We start from the raw sequence: 14,444 nt of genomic DNA, 5'->3' as shown, positions 1-14,444 counted from the left end.
CTCTCAAGATGCGGCTAATGTGCTCCCCGGCCGGTCGGTCGTCAAGACTTGAAGCAAAGAAAGTCCTTGCTCGGCACGGGAGTTCACCGGTCGAAGTCGCCCGGATCCGCTCAGACCGCGCTTCCGGCCCGCCACTCGGCCCACGACAGGTTCCATCCGTTGAGCCCGTTGGCGGCGTCGACGGTCCTCTCGCCCGAGTTCTCGACGATCACCACGTCGCCGAGCATCGAACTCTCGTAGAACTCGTAGCCCGCCACGGAGCTGTCGCCCGCGCCCTTGGCGTCGTGCAGGCCGATGCAGCCGTGACTGGTGTTCTGCTGCCCGAACACCGCCGTGGACGCCCAGTAGTTGCCGTGCACGAAGGTGCCGGAGGTGGTCAGCCGCTGGGCGTGCGGCACGTCGGGGATGTCGTACTCGTCGCCGAGCCCGACCGTGGACGACTCCATCCGGGTCTGCTTCAGCCGCTCGCTGATCACCATGATCCCGGACCAGGTGGTGTGCGCGGCGTCGCCGCCGGTGACGGGATAGGTGGCGACGGTCCTGCCGTCCCTGCGGACCGTCATCGTCCTCGCGGCGAGGTCGACCGTGCTGATCTGCTCGCGGCCGATGTGGAACGTCACGTCCTTGTGCTGAACGCCGTAGACCCCGTCCGCGCCCTCGACGTCCTTCAGCCGCAGACTCAGGGTGATCCTCGTGCCGGGGGCCCAGTAGGTCCTGGGCCGGAAGTCGAGCCGGGTGTCGCCGAACCAGTGGCCGACCACCTCGACGGCCGGCTCGGCGGTCACCGTGATCGCCTTCCGGACGGCCGCCCGGTCGGCGACGGCGTGCGTGAAGTCGATCGACACCGGCATGCCGACGCCGGAGGTGGAGTTCGCCTCGGGCGTGAACCGGCCGGCGAACGTGGCGCCGGGCGACCTGGTGGTGAACGTCGTCACCGACGCCTCGGCGGCCCCCTCCGCCCGGACGGTCACCGTGTACTTCGTGCCCGAGTGGGGATTGCGGGCCGAGGTCCACTTCGTCCGCGCCGAGTCGAGGGTGCCCGCCAGGGTGGAGCCGTCGTTGCCGGTGACATGGACGGAGGTCAGCGTGCCGTCCGTGACGGTGACCTCGACGGGGCTGGTGAAGTCGGCCTTCCTCGTGCCGGGCGCGGGTGTGACGGCGATGGTCGCCTGCTTCGCCGTGGCCGCCCGGGCCGGTGCCGTGGTGCCGCCGCCCTTGCCGTCGGCGCGGGCCGGGGCGTTCGCGGAGGAACCGCACCCGGCCAGGGCCGCCACCGCGGGCGCGGCGCCGAGAACCGCGAGGATGCCCCGCCGGGACCAGCCCGGCGCCTGGTGTCCTGACCGGTTCGATATGTGCGGGACGCCCACGACACGCCTTTCTGAGTTGTCCGTCGGTGCCTGGGCATCATGCGCCGGTCGTCTGGGTCGTTCCTTTGAATCCCGGGGGGGCGCCGCCTGAGATTCCGGTGAGGACACGCCGCCGGTCAGGGCGCCGGCGGCCTGCGCTCGGTGCCGGGATTGCCCCGGCCGAGCGCCGCGAGCACGAAGGTGACGCTGATGAGGAGGGCCCATGAGCCGAACTTCCCCACATCGACGGGCTGCCAGCCGTGCAACTGGTTCGGGTAGCGCCACGCGCCCACATAGGTGGCCATGTTCTCCGCCAGCCACAGGAAGAACCCGATCAGGGTGAACGACAGCGCGAGCGGCATGCGCCACCGTGCCCCGCGCACCGTGAAGCGCACGGAGGTGCCCGCGGTGACGAGGACGAGGACGGCGGCGAGCGGCCAGCGGGCGTCGGGGAGCCAGTGGTGGCTGAAGAAGTTGACGTAGACGGCGGCGGCCACCAGCGCCGTCGCCCGCGGCCGGTAGCGGATCAGCTCCAGGTCGAACAGGTGCCAGGCCCGGCAGACGTAGCTGCCGACGGCCGCGTAGAGGAAGCCGCCGTACAGCGGGACGCCCGCGAACTTCAGCACGGCCGGTTCCGGGTAGCTCCACGAGCCCTGCGCGACCTTCACCAGCTCGAAGGCGAGGCCGATGACATGGCAGGCGCTGATGACGGCGACGTCCCGTCCGCTCTCCCAGCCGCGCCGCCAGAACAGCACGGTGAGCAGCACTCCGTAGACCACGAGCAGGTCGTAGCGGGCCACCGGGAGCGGCGGCAGCAGGGTCGACGCCGCCACCCCGGACAGCAGGGCGACGGCGAAGGCGCAGGCCCGGGTCTGTGTCCAGGTGAAATCGAGCAACTGGCCGATCGGGGAGGCCGGGGAGCCGGCCGCGTTTGTGGTGAGCATGATGATAAGGGAGACGGTGATCGACTCGTTTCCGGTTGCCTGGGCGCGCTAGTCAACGGCACACAGGTCTGTCCCCGCCGGTTCGTCGTCCTTTAACTACCAGCGCTTACCTACGCCTCCGTAACCTCTCAGCCTGCTCAGCTTCACCTACCTCTTCACCCCACAGAAGGGACGCTCTGAGGTGATGACTCACAGGTCGAGGAAGCCACTTCCCAGAAAAGTCGCACTGCTTGCCGCGGCCGGGCTGCTCGGCGGACTGCTGGCGGTGCCGGCGGTCACCGCGGCGGCCGGGACGCCGGAGGACTGCTCCACCGCGGACGCCGACATATACCGGCCTCCGGACCGCGCCACCGCCGCACCGGGCGCCGTCGTCGCGTGCCGCCGGACGGACTCGCTGCCCCTGGTCGTCGGCGGCCCCCCGCTGACCGCGTGGAAGGTGCAGTACGGCTCCACCGACGCGCAGGGCGGGCGGGTCTCCACCGTCGGCACCGTCGTCGTACCGCGCAAGCCCTGGACCGGTCCGGGGCAGCGCCCGCTCGTCGCGTTCGTGCCGGGCACCCTCGGCATCGGACCGCAGTGCGCCTTCTCCAAGCAGCTCGCGGGCCAGTACCAGGACGCCTACGAGGGCCCGAACATCACGGCGCTGCTCAACGCCGGCTACGCAGTGGCCGCGACGGACGGCCAGGGATACATGGACGGGCAGGTCCACCCCTACGCCTCCGGGATCGAGGCCGGTCACGCCGCACTCGACATGGCGCGCGCGGCCTCCCGCGTGCCCGGCACCGGGGTGAGCCCCGACGCCCGGGTCGGGATCTGGGGCTACTCGGAGGGCGGCTCGGGCAGCCTGTGGGCGGCCCAGCTCGCCCGGTCGTACGCCCCCGAACTGAACGTCGTCGGCGCGGCCTCCGGCGGGACACCCTCCGACCTGAAGCAGGTGGCGAGCAACCTCGACGGACGGTTCTTCGCCGGGTTCCTGACGGACGCGTTCATCGGTCTGGCCGTCACCCATCCCGGCCTGCCCTTCGACGAGTTGCTCAACGACACCGGCCGCAAGGCCGTCAAGGACGCCGAGTCGCTGTGCGCGCTGGGCACCGTGAGCCGCTTCGCCGGAGCGCGTATCGAGCAGTACACCAAGGACGGGCTGACGCTCGACCGGATCTACGCCCTGCGCGCTCCCGACGGCACCAGCTGGGGCGACGCCGTCGAGGCCAACAAGCTGGGAGCGGGGGTCGGCGCGCCCGGCTCCGGCGCCCGGTACGAGATCGGCTTCCCGGTGCTCCAGTACCGCGGCCTGCTCGACGAGGTGATCCCCGCCGACACCGCGAGCGTCACCCGCCGTGCCTACTGCGACGCCGGTGTCACCACCCGCTGGACCTCGTACGCGGGTGACCACCTCACCGGCGACGCCCAGGCGATCGGCGACGTGGTGTCCTGGCTCGGCGACCGGTTCGGGGGCAAGGCGGACAGCGGCAACTGCTGACCCGGCACCCGCCTTCGCCCCGCCTCGTACGTCCCCGCGCCACGACCCCCGGCGCGGGGACGTCACGGTTCCGGCCGCCGGCCCAGCGCCCGGGAGATGCCCCGGGCGGCAAGGCGCACCGCCGGTGTCAACGCCTGTGTCGGAGCGCCCGCTTGCGGCACCGTCCGTCCCGCTTCTACACGTGAGCGCCTACTGCCGGCGGTAGGCGTACACGGTCGTCGCGACCGCGCACACGCCCGGCGCGATCACCTCGGCCCGCAGCGTGCCGCTGCCCGGGTCGTAGTCGACGCCCTCCGCCTCGAAGGTGCCGGTGCACACGCTCTTCTGGGGCAGCCCGAACAGGCTCGTCACCGTGCCGGTGACCGGCCTGCCGTCCAGCGGGTGCGGCAGATCGACCTGGAGCAGCGGCCTGCTCTGCGGGAAGAGCGCTCCGGAGGCGTCGTCGGAGGCGCACAGCAGCCGGGTGGCGGTGACGAAGTCACAGCCCTGGATGTCCCGCACCGGCTTGTCCAGGCCGATCTGCCCGGCCTGCGCCAGTGACCCGCCGGTGGCCGGCGTGGCCGGGTTGAGCAGGGGCGCCGGGAACACCTGGAGCCGGCTCTGGTCGCCCCACTCGCCCGACACCAGCCACTGTCCGTCGGGCGAGACGGTCGCGAAGGAGTTGTTCACCTTCTCGCCCGGATCCAGCGCGTGCACGTAGTCGTAGCGCTTCCCGGACGGCGTGGTGACCGCGTACAGCTTCGACGTGGCCGTGTCGGCGCCCTGGTAGGCGTCGAAGACGTAACCGCGGGCGATGTCCGGGTCGCCCACGTGGTTCCAGCCCTTGACCCTGAGGTCCAGGGGGATGTCGAGAAGACCGCGGTGGAGCAGCGACCCGTCCGCCCGGCTCGCGAGGCCCTGTCCGCCGCCGAGGGTGTCGGTGTACGACGTCCCGGCCGCTGCCCACTGGGGTCCCTCGGCCGCCGAGGCGCTCGGCGCGCCGAGCGCGAGGGCACCCAATAAGGCGGTGAGGGTGAGGAGATGACGCTTCATCAGGCTCCTGCCACGTCTACGAAGATGGGGTTGGAATAGAACCACGTATCGACCCACGGGTCACCGTTTCCGGGCTCGTGCGGGATCGGTCCGTGCGGGTCGATCGCCGCGCCGAGGCAGCCGGTGCCGTGCCGGTTGCCGTCACTGCCGCGCAGGCGCACGTAGAAGGACTCGTCGCCCGCGGTCAGCGGGATCCGCAGGGTGTAGGTGCCGGTGCGACCGCCGACGTCCTCGGTCCGGACGACCCTGGTGTCGGGCGCCTTCCAGGTGTCGCGGTCGGTCACCGGGCCACGTACGGCACCCCGGATCACGTCCACATGGGCCAACCGCGGCAGGATTCCCCGCGGGTTGGCCCGGGAGGCGGTGGTCACGGTCACGTGCAGGGTGATGCGCTCGCCCCTGCGGACGTGCAGCCGGCCGCCGAGTGTGACGCCCCGACCCCGGTCGCAGTCCCGCTTCAGGCGCACGTCGAGCCCGTCGAGCAGATGCCCGTGGTCCAGCCAGATCCGGCCCGCGCGCAGGCCCGCCATCACCGCGCGGTGGCCGAAGCGGGTCACGCCGACGTGGGTGCGGCTGAACTCGCCGGGCCAGAAGTCGCTGCCGGGCTGCGGGGTGCCGGTGTCGACCGGGTCGGGCAGCCTGCCGGTGTTGTCGAAGTTCTGCCCCGGCTGCCAGTCCCCGTTCCGCCAGGTGTCGAAGACGGTCCGGTGGTTGTCGGAGTTGGTGGTGATCGAGAACAGCCGGCCCTCGGCCAGCATCGAGTCCCACAGCCCGCCGACGGTCGCCGTCGCCCAGTCGAAGCCGCCGTACGTCAGATACGCGTCCGCCGGATAGCCCGCCCACGACTGCGCGGACGGCTTGTTCTCGTACTCGCCGCGGATGGACGTGGAGCTCCGCAGGCCCGGGAGCGCGGCACCCTGGGCACCGGGCGCGCCCTCCATGCCGATCATGATCTCGGGGGCCGCGTCGCGCCAGTTGCGCATCTCGTGCGGGGAGTCGATGCCCAGGCGCAGCGGGTGGTTGGCGAGGACCAGGACGTCGTCGACGTAGCCCGTGCGGCGCTGTTCGGCCAGCCACTGGATGGCCTTGACGGCGTGCGCCTCGTTGCGTGCGGTGTCCGCGCCGCCGGCGGAGCCGTCGGTGTAGCCGAGCAGCTTGCCGTCGTAGGCGAGCTCGAACCGGGTGAGCAGGTCGACCTCGCCCGGACCGGGGGCGGCGAAGACCGTGCAGTGTTCGGCGGCCGGGATGTACCACTCCAGGCCCTGGAAGATCAGCTGGCGCGGGTTCTCGGCGCGGGCCCTGAGGATCTCCTGGTGTTCCAGTTGGGCGCCGTAGCGGGCGTGCCCGAAGTTGGAGTGCTCGTTGAACACCATCCAGTCGAGGCCGTACTCGGCGGTGGCCCGGGCCAGCTGCGAGAACGTGTACTTCGCGTCGTGGCTGTAGACGGAGTGGACGTGGTGGTCGCCCACGAGGTAGGCGAGGCGCGGGTCGTCGCCGCCGAAAGCCTTCCTGCCGGAGGCGGAGGCGGAGGCCGGCGTGGCGGCCGAGCCGAGGGCGAACGCGGCGCCGAACAGGCCCGCGCGGCGCAGGAGTCCACGTCTGGAGAGGCCCTGGGCGTCGAGCGAGGCGGAGGAGACGGACGGGTCGGCCCAGGCGGGCAGCCGCTGCTCGGTCATGGTGATCCTTCGTGCGGGGTCAGTGGGTCATGAAGGAGGTCACGGGCAGCGCCCGGGACACGATCCGGACGTCGCCGAGGCGTCCGTGCAGGATCTGGTCGATCCTGTCGGCGTACTCGTAGCCGCCGAGCAGCCAGGGCAGCCCGGCCGAGGCGATGCCGACGGCGGGGGCGTGCGGGTTGCGGGCCACCGGGCAGCCCTGGACGTACAGGACCGTGTGCCGTCCGTCGTTGACCACGGCGACGTGCCACCAGGTCTCGCGGGCGGTCTCGTCGCCCCAGTTGGTGGCGAGCCGCTGCTGGTTGAGCGGATGGGCCGCCCACTGCGGGCCCGGCCCGTCGGAGATCGACAGCGTGGCCAGCGGTTCGTCCGGATCGTCGGTGACCTGGCCCACGGAGCCGTTGCGGCCGGTGCGGCTGACCAGGCTGGACCAGGCGTGGTGGGAGGCGTCCCAGTCGGCGGGGAGCCGGTAGAAGGCTTCGATGGTGTAACCGTCCTCGAAGACCGCGGAGTTGAGTGGAGCCCCGTCGACCGTGCGCAGACAGGCGCCCTTCAGCGGCGACTTGTACCCCTGGAACTCCAGGCTGCCGTGGCCGGGCTGGTCCGGGTGGTGGTCCGCCGACCAGCCGAGCGCGCCGCCGCCCACCGAGACCACGGTGAGGTCGTTGCCGCGGCCGGACAGGTCGCGGACGGTGTCGGAGGCGGGCGACTCGAAGCGCCAGTAGGCGACCGTGCCCGGTATCAGCATCCTCGACGCGGGCCGTGCCGGGCGGGCCGGCACCGGGTCGAAGCCGGAGAACCGGTCCGCGAAGTCGATCTCGACCGAGAAGCGGTCCTCGGCGCCGCTCAGCTCGATCTCCTGCCGTTCCAGCTCGTTCAGGCCCTTCGCCGCCCGGCCCAGGATCCACGGCGAGACCGTCTCCACGTCGATGACGTTCCGGTCCAGGTCGAAGTGGTACAGGCGGATCATCGCCGCGCCGCCGAAGTAGCGGTTCTGGTAGTTCGTCAGGTGCAGGTGCACCTCGTGGCCGGCCGCGTTCCTGCGGGTCGCGCGGCCCGCGGGCCAGTAGTGGCCGTTCAGGGTCAGGAAGATCTGGTCGTGGTGCTCGATCAGCCGGTCCCACAGCTGCTGCCCGTACGTCGACAACGTGTCGTCCTCGACGACCAGTTCGTGCGTGGTGAGGACGACCGGAGTCTTCGGGTGCCGGGCGAGGACGTCCTTCGCCCAGGCGTACCCCTGTGCCGACAGCCGCCAGTCCAGCGCCAGCACCATCCACTCGCGGCCGGCCGCCCGGAACAGGTGGTAGGTGTTGTAGCCGTCCGAAGAGGCGCCCCCGAACGTCGGCCTGTCCTTGAGGCGCCGCGGCCCGAACGCGTCCAGGTACGGCGTGGGGCCGCGCTGGTCGTCCGTCGAGGACCGCACGTCGTGGTTGCCGGCCAGGACGCTGTAGCCGACGCCTCGCCGGTCCAGGACCCCGAACGCCTCGCCGATCGCGGCGAACTCCTCCTCGGCGCCGTTCTGGGTGAGGTCGCCGAGGTGGGACAGGAAGGCGATGTTCTCCGCTTTGCCGTGCTCCAGCAGATAGCGCAGGGAGGCCTCGACGGGTGCCTTGTCGATGCTCGGACCGTCGAAGAGGTACTGGGTGTCGGGCATCACCGCCAGGGTGAAGCGACGGCTCTCCGGATCGGGCCGCCAACCGCTCCCGGGCGCCGCCTCGGCGACGGCCGGCAGCGCGACCGAGGCCGTGGCGGCGGCGCCGAGCAGCGCGGTGGCCCTGAGGAAGCCGCGTCTTCCGGCTCCGGCCTGCGCGGCCTCGCCCTGGGGGTGGTCATGCGAAGTACACACATGTGCTCCGTGAGAGGTGAAGGGGAGAGGTGGCGCGGGGCGGTCAGAGCGCGCGCAGGGTCCAGCTCCAGCGGTGGATCCCGGCGGGCACCAGGTAGGAGGGGGCGGTGTCGGGGCCGCAGGACGCCGTGCCGAGGCCCCGGTGCGCGGCGTCCAGGTGCACCACGCAGCCCGGGCGCGGCACCAGTTCGTCGTGGTGGGCGGCGGCGGTCAGATCCTCGGCGCGATAGTGCGTCACGGACACCTGCCGCGGCTCGTCCAGCTCCACCGTCAGGCGGCCCCCGGGGTCGTCTCGCCCGGTGGCGTCCGGCGCCGACAGCGTGAACCGCCGTACCCCGTGCCGGCCGCCGCTCTCCTGCGGGCGCAGATACGGTGTGAACAACTCGTCCACCGGCAGCGCGTAGTGGCCGACCGGCGCCCCCGTCGAGCGGTCCGGGTACGACTCCCAGGGCCCCTGTCCGAACCACTCCAGCAGATCGAGGCCCGGCACCGTCTCGAACACCGAGCCGACCCGGGCGACATCGGCGAACTCCGGCGGCAGCTCGGCCGATTCGGTCACCCGGATCCCGCCGTCGACCGCCATGAACTCCTGCCGGTGCCGTACGACACCCGCGGTCCCCGCGTACTCGGCGAGCACCGTCACGCTCCCGCCCTCGCGGCGCACCGAGACGACCTTGCGGACCAGGGCGTCCAGTCCCCAGGTGCGCCAGCGCCCGGCGACGCCGCCCAGCTCGTCGTTGTCGGTGGGCGCACGCCACAGGGACAGCACCGGCGCGGCCGTCAGCAGCGGATGCGTCAGCAGCCCGTCGTCGTCCACCTCCACGGGCCGCCCGGCCACGGCGGGCCGGGGTTCCGGCGGCGCACCTGCGGCGGGCGCCCGCAGCCGCACCTGCGGCGCGCACACCTCCGTGCCGCGCGGTGCCCACGACTCGTCGTCGGCGGCCGTCACCCGCAGCGTCAGCCACGCCTCGCCGCCGTCCTGAGGCAGCGCGAAGGGCAGCGGTACGGCCGCGGTCTCGCCGGGCCTCAGATCGGGCAGCTCGGCCGGCGCGGTCAGGACGCGACCGTCGGCCAGGGACAGCTCCCAGGTGGCCGCCAGCCAGTTCAGGCCGCGGAAGTGCTGATGGTTGGCGAGGACGATCCCCTCGTGCCGGTAGCACCGGATGCGCACCGGCGCCGCCAGCTCCCGGTGCTCGTACAGCACGGGCTTGGGCGTCCGGTCCGGGAAGACGATCCCGTCGGCGATGAAGGCACCGTCGTGGAGGGGCTCGCCGAAGTCACCGCCGTACGCCCAGCGATGCCCGGGCGCGGCGACACCGTTGTCATACAGCCCGGCGCCCGCGGGCCCGGCCGGTCTTCCATCGCTCACGCGCTGCAGAATTCCGTGGTCCCAGAACTCCCAGATGAAGCCCCCCTGAAGACCCGGCGTTGACTCGATGGCCGCCCAGTGGTCCGCGAGGGTGCCGTTGCTGTTGCCCATCGCGTGCGAGTACTCGCACTGGATCAGCGGCTTCGTCTGCTCCCCGGACAGGGCGTGCGCCACACAGTCCTCGATCGGCGCGTACATCGGACAGGCGATGTCGGACGCCACGTCCGGATCCGCCCAGCCCCGCTTGGCGGCCCCCTCGTACTGGACCGGCCGGGTCGGATCGTGCCGCCGCACCCAGCCGGCCGCAGCGTCGTGGTTCGCGCCGTAGTCGGACTCGTTGCCGAGCGACCAGATGATGACGGACGGGTGGTTCTCGTCCCGCAGCACCATCCGGGAGACCCGGTCCGCGAAGGCGTTGAGATAGCGCGGGTCGTCGGCGATCTCGTGCGCGTGGTCGTGCGACTCGATGTCGGCCTCGTCGACGACGTAGAGACCCAGCTCGTCCGCGAGGTCGTACAGGGCGGGGTCGTTCGGGTAGTGCGAGGTGCGGACCGCGTTGAAGCCGAACCGCTTGAGCAGCACGAGGTCCGCCCGCATGTCGTCGTACGACACCGTCCGCCCGGTCAGCGGATGGAAGTCGTGCCGGTTCACGCCCCGGACGAACACGCGCTCGCCGTTGACCAGCAGGTCGCGTCCGACGATCTCGACGTCGCGGAAGCCGACGCGGTGGCGGGAGGTGTCGGCGACGGTGCCGTCGGCGCGGTGCAGGCGGACGGTGAGGGCGTACAGCTCTGGCGTCTCGGCGGTCCAGGTGCGGACCTCGGGGACGACGGCACCGATGCGTGCCTCGCCCAGGAAGTCGGAGACACGATCGTCCGCGGAGTTGGCCCGGTCGAACTCCTCGTCCTGGGGAAGGGAGCGCCCGTCCAGCTCGCCGGTCACGTACCAGCCGTCGGGCAGCGCCCCGTCCACGCATCGCACCTGGCAGCCCACCCGCAGGTCACCGTCGCGGCGCGCCCGTACGGTCACATCGGCCAGGTACAGCGGATCCGTCGCGTACAGCAGTACGGACCGGGTGATCCCGCCGTGCCACCACTGGTCCTGGTCCTCGATGTGCGAGGCGTCCGACCACTTCACCACGGTCAGCCGTACGACGGACCGCTCCCCGGCGCGTACGAGCTGCGACAGCTCGAACTCGGCGGCCAGGTGGGAGTCCTTGGAGATGCCGACGGGACGGCCGTCCACGTGCACCAGCAGGACGCTCTCGGCGGCGCCGACCTGGAGGACGACGCGGCGGCCGGACCACTCGTCGGGGATGTCGATCTCGCGTTCGTAGACGCCCGTCGGATTGTCCGCGGGCGGGTGCGGAGGGAACTCGGCGTACGGCATACGGACGTTGGTGTACTGCGGGCGGTCGTCCGTGTCCTGCATGGTCCAGACGCCCGGCACGTACGCGATCGACCACGTACCGGACACCGCCGCCTCCGGCGCCGGCAGCAGCTGGAACCGCCACTCGCCGTCCAGGGACACCGCGTCCCGTCGACGGTCGACCGCGTGCATCGGCAACCGCCCCCAGGACGTCACCTCGGGCGCCTCCCAGGGACGCAGCGCCGACAGCGGATCCATCAGCGGATGGCTCCCATGCCCAGGTCCCCGATGATCTGCCGGGCACCGACCGCGAAGACGAGCAGCAGCGGGACCAGGGCCAGCAGCGCGCCGGTCATCACCATGCCGTAGTCCGTCGTGCCGTGGGTGCCGTTGAGCTGGGAGAGGGCCACCTGGAGGGTGACGTTGTCCGGGTTGGTGAGGGCGATCAGCGGCCAGGCGTAGTCGTTCCACTGGCCCATGAAGGTGAAGATGCCGAGGAAGGCCAGTCCGGGCCGGACCACCGGCAGGGCCACGTGCCAGTACTGGCGCAGGAAGTTCGCGCCGTCGATGCGGGAGGCGTCCAGCAGTTCGTCGTGGATGGCGCCCTTCATGTACTGCCGCATCCAGAAGATGCCGAACGCGTTGGCCGCCGCCGGCACGATCAGCGAGGTCATCGAGCCGATCCAGCCGAGCTTCGCCATGATCACGAACTGCGGAATGGCGGCGAGCTGCGCCGGGACCATGAAGATGAGCATCAGCAGCCCGAACAGCGGCCGCCTGCCCGGGAAGTCGAACTTGGCGAACACGAACGCGGCGAGCGAGTCGAAGAACAGCACGAGCACCGTCACCGAGCCGGCGACCAGCAGCGAGTTCAGCATGGAGCCGAAGAAGTCGACGCTGTCGAACAGGTGGCGGGCGTTCTGGAGGAAGTGCGAGCCGGGAAGCAGCTTCGGCGGGTAGGAGAAGATCTCGCTCGAGGTGTGGGTCGACATGATGACGGCCCAGTAGAACGGGAGGGCCGACAGCAGCAGGCCGACGACCAGGACGGTGTGCAGCGCGATTCCTCTGCCGCGGGTTCCCTTGATGGATGCCATGGTGAGCGGCCTGCCTATTCCTCGCCCCGGCGCTGCAGCAGGCGCCAGTTGACGATCGAGAAGAGGACGACGACGAGGAAGATCCCCCAGGCCACGGCGGCGCCGTAGCCGAAGTCGTTGTTGTCGAAGGTCTGCTGGAAGAAGTAGAGGACCATGGTCCGGCCGGCGTGGCCCGGACCGCCCGAGAACGTGGAGTCGTTGGCGGTGGTCTGCAGCAGCACCTGCGGTTCGGAGAAGCTCTGCAGACCGGTGACCGTCGAGACGACCAGCACGAACAGCAGGACCGGCCGCATCATCGGCAGCGTGATCCGGAAGAAGGTCTGCACGGGGCCGGCGCCGTCCATACGGGCCGCTTCGTACAGTTCACCGGGGATCGTCTGGAGTCCCGCGAGGAAGATGATCGCGTTGTAGCCGGTCCACTGCCAGGTCATCAGGGTGGCGATGGCGATCTTGATACCCCACGGTGTGTTCAGCCAGGCCACCTGGTCGAGACCGGCCGCCCGCGAAAGGGCGTTCACCAGGCCGAAGTTGGTGGAGAACACCGACCCGAAGATGATCGCGACGGCGACGACCGAGGTGACGTTCGGCAGGAAGTAGGCGAAGCGGTAGACGTTCTTGAAGCGGACCGCCGAGTTGAGCATCACGGCCGTGACCATCGCCAGGAAGACCATCGGGAAGGTGGCCAGCGCCCAGATGAGGACGGTGTTGCCGACCGAGCTCCAGAAGTCGCTGTCGCCCAGCAGGTACCGGTACTGCGACAGGCCCGCCCACTCCATGGAGCCGAGGCCGTCCCAGCGGTGGAAGGAGACGTAGAGGGAGAAGCCGACGGGGATCAGGCCGAAGCCGAGGAAGAGGAGGTAGAAGGGGGAGATCGCGGCGTAGAGGTGCCAGTACCTGCGCAGGCCCTTCCTGGGCTGTGCGGTGGCGCTCCGTTCCACGGTCGTCGTGGGCTTCTCCAGCGCGGTGGCCATCAGTGGCTCACCCCCAGGTGCTGTGCGATCCGCCGGCACTTGCTCATGGCGTCACTCCAGGCCTTGTCCGGGTCCTTGCCGAGGACGCCGACGTTCTTGATCTCGTCCTTGAGGGGCTGCCCGAGCGCGATGTCGTACGGGCTGTTGTAGGCGACCGCGATCCGCTGCGCGGCGGGTCCGAAGACGTCCATCGTCACCTGGCCGCCGAAGAAGGGGTCGGGCTCGCGCAGTTGCCTCAGACCGTAGGAGGCGGGGGTGGAGGGGAAGAGGCCCGCGTCGACGAAGCCCTGGGCCTGGTTGGCCGCGTTCAGGAGCCAGGTGATGATCCGGAAGGCCTGCTCGGGCTCGCGGCACGCCTTGGTGATCGACAGGAACGAGCCGCCGCTGTTGGAGGGGCGCACGGGCATCTGCGCCACCCGCCAGCGGCCCTTGGTCCTCGGGACACCGTTCTTGATGTCGTTGGTGGCCCAGGAGGCGTTGAGCTGGCTCGGGAGCCTGCCGTCCTGGACGGCGGAGAGCTGGTCGGGGGTGCCGCTGACGAGGTCCGAGGCGATCTTCCGCTGCTTCGCCTCCACGGCCAGCGCCCAGGCCCGGCGCACATGCTCCTGGTCGCCGATGAAGTGGCGGTCCTTGTCGACATAGCGCTTGCCGCCCTGCTGCACCACGTTCTCGAAGACGGCGTTGACGTCGGTGAGCAGACAGGCGCCGGGTATGCGCTTCCGCAGCTGCTCGCCCGCCGCGAAGAACGCGTCCCAGGTGTTCAACTCCCGTGAGACGTGCTCGGGTTCGAACGGCAGCCCGGCCTTCCGGAAGACGTCGTACTGGTAGTAGTGCGCGACCGGGCCGCAGTCGATGGGGAAGCCGATCATCGTGCCGTCGTCGGCGACGCCCTGGTCCCACTTCCAGGACAGGTACCGGCCGCGGTACTTGTCGGCGCCCAGGGTGCGCAGGTCGACGAACTGGTCGGCGTTGGGCAGGTAGGACGCCATGTCCTCGCCCTTGAGGCCGGCGATGTCGGGGATGTGGGCGCGGCCGGTCATCGTGGTGATCAGCTTGGAGCGGTAGTAGCCGCCGATCTTGATGGCCTGGAGGTCGACCGCGCTGCCGTAGCGGGCCTTCGCGTTCTTCAGGACCGTGTCGCCGAGGCCGCCGTCCCAGTACCACAGGACCATGTTCCGGCCGGTGGAGCCGGTCGGAACGGCACAGCCGGACGCCAGGCCGCCGAGCGCCGTGGCGGCCGTACCGGCCAGGCCCGCGCGGAGCAGGCCTCTTCGTGAGAGCCGCACAGCTCCCACCGCCTTTCGGGTCTGTTCGGGAC

The 14,444-nt window shown here is 70.9% G+C and carries 10 protein-coding genes and 1 pseudogene; 1 reads left to right on the top strand and 10 read right to left on the bottom strand.

The genetic code is table 11. The annotated features are described in order from the left end of the window. Positions 1-110 precede the first annotated feature (110 nt). Complete coding sequence (locus AC07CM_RS35695; RefSeq protein ID WP_478880637.1) at positions 111-1,367, bottom strand: L,D-transpeptidase; 1,257 nt, start codon at positions 1,365-1,367, stop codon at positions 111-113. Between the two features lie 116 nt (positions 1,368-1,483). Beyond that, the gene (locus AC07CM_RS35690) at positions 1,484-2,290 is read right to left on the bottom strand and encodes a DUF817 domain-containing protein (protein WP_478880636.1); all 807 of its coding nucleotides are present in this window, start codon (positions 2,288-2,290) and stop codon (positions 1,484-1,486) included. A gap of 184 nt (positions 2,291-2,474) precedes the next feature. On the opposite strand from AC07CM_RS35690, the gene AC07CM_RS35685 reads away from it, so the two are divergent. Beyond that, positions 2,475-3,770 (top strand): lipase family protein, encoded by a 1,296-nt coding sequence (locus AC07CM_RS35685; RefSeq protein ID WP_478880635.1) that lies wholly within the window; start codon positions 2,475-2,477, stop codon positions 3,768-3,770. 62 nt (positions 3,771-3,832) lie between these two features. Here AC07CM_RS35685 and AC07CM_RS35680 read toward each other — a convergent pair. From AC07CM_RS35680 to AC07CM_RS35645, 8 genes and pseudogenes are all read right to left on the bottom strand, one after another. Further along, positions 3,833-3,931, bottom strand: a pseudogene (locus tag AC07CM_RS35680) (IclR family transcriptional regulator); the annotation flags it as partial. Between the two features lie 28 nt (positions 3,932-3,959). After that, positions 3,960-4,802, bottom strand: coding sequence for a hypothetical protein (locus AC07CM_RS35675; protein ID WP_478880634.1), 843 nt, complete (start codon positions 4,800-4,802; stop codon positions 3,960-3,962). Continuing rightward, on the bottom strand, positions 4,802-6,478 hold the full coding sequence (locus AC07CM_RS35670) for a histidinol-phosphatase (RefSeq protein WP_478880633.1): 1,677 nt from the start codon (positions 6,476-6,478) through the stop codon (positions 4,802-4,804). Before AC07CM_RS35670 ends, AC07CM_RS35675 begins: the two co-directional genes overlap by 1 nt. 19 nt (positions 6,479-6,497) lie before the next feature. Next, positions 6,498-8,324 (bottom strand): LamG-like jellyroll fold domain-containing protein, encoded by a 1,827-nt coding sequence (locus AC07CM_RS35665; RefSeq protein WP_478880632.1) that lies wholly within the window; start codon positions 8,322-8,324, stop codon positions 6,498-6,500. A 43-nt stretch (positions 8,325-8,367) separates the two neighbouring features. After that, complete coding sequence (locus AC07CM_RS35660) at positions 8,368-11,319, bottom strand: glycoside hydrolase family 2 TIM barrel-domain containing protein (protein ID WP_478880631.1); 2,952 nt, start codon at positions 11,317-11,319, stop codon at positions 8,368-8,370. Continuing rightward, positions 11,319-12,155 (bottom strand): carbohydrate ABC transporter permease, encoded by an 837-nt coding sequence (locus AC07CM_RS35655; protein ID WP_478880630.1) that lies wholly within the window; start codon positions 12,153-12,155, stop codon positions 11,319-11,321. The genes AC07CM_RS35660 and AC07CM_RS35655 overlap by 1 nt, the downstream gene beginning before the upstream one ends. Positions 12,156-12,169: 14 nt before the next feature. Continuing rightward, positions 12,170-13,126 carry a carbohydrate ABC transporter permease gene (locus AC07CM_RS35650; protein ID WP_478880629.1) on the bottom strand — a complete coding sequence of 319 codons (957 nt, stop codon included), beginning with the start codon at positions 13,124-13,126 and terminating at the stop codon, positions 12,170-12,172. Then, the gene (locus tag AC07CM_RS35645; RefSeq protein ID WP_478880628.1) at positions 13,126-14,412 is read right to left on the bottom strand and encodes an ABC transporter substrate-binding protein; all 1,287 of its coding nucleotides are present in this window, start codon (positions 14,410-14,412) and stop codon (positions 13,126-13,128) included. Before AC07CM_RS35645 ends, AC07CM_RS35650 begins: the two co-directional genes overlap by 1 nt. Positions 14,413-14,444: the final 32 nt, after the last annotated feature.

The organism is Streptomyces sp. NPDC044061 (assembly GCF_056434305.1).
This window is presented reverse-complemented; position numbering and strand designations above follow the sequence as displayed.

Bases quoted from the DNA above. Each gene is read 5' to 3' on its own strand.
- AC07CM_RS35685 (WP_478880635.1), top strand. From the start codon at position 2,475: ATGACTCACAGGTCGAGGAAGCCACTTCCCAGAAAAGTCGCACTGCTT.
- AC07CM_RS35690 (WP_478880636.1), bottom strand. From the start codon at position 2,290: ATGCTCACCACAAACGCGGCCGGCTCCCCGGCCTCCCCGATCGGCCAG.
- AC07CM_RS35675 (WP_478880634.1), bottom strand. From the start codon at position 4,802: ATGAAGCGTCATCTCCTCACCCTCACCGCCTTATTGGGTGCCCTCGCG.
- AC07CM_RS35655 (WP_478880630.1), bottom strand. From the start codon at position 12,155: ATGGCATCCATCAAGGGAACCCGCGGCAGAGGAATCGCGCTGCACACC.
- AC07CM_RS35670 (WP_478880633.1), bottom strand. From the start codon at position 6,478: ATGACCGAGCAGCGGCTGCCCGCCTGGGCCGACCCGTCCGTCTCCTCC.
- AC07CM_RS35650 (WP_478880629.1), bottom strand. From the start codon at position 13,126: ATGGCCACCGCGCTGGAGAAGCCCACGACGACCGTGGAACGGAGCGCC.
- AC07CM_RS35660 (WP_478880631.1), bottom strand. From the start codon at position 11,319: ATGGATCCGCTGTCGGCGCTGCGTCCCTGGGAGGCGCCCGAGGTGACG.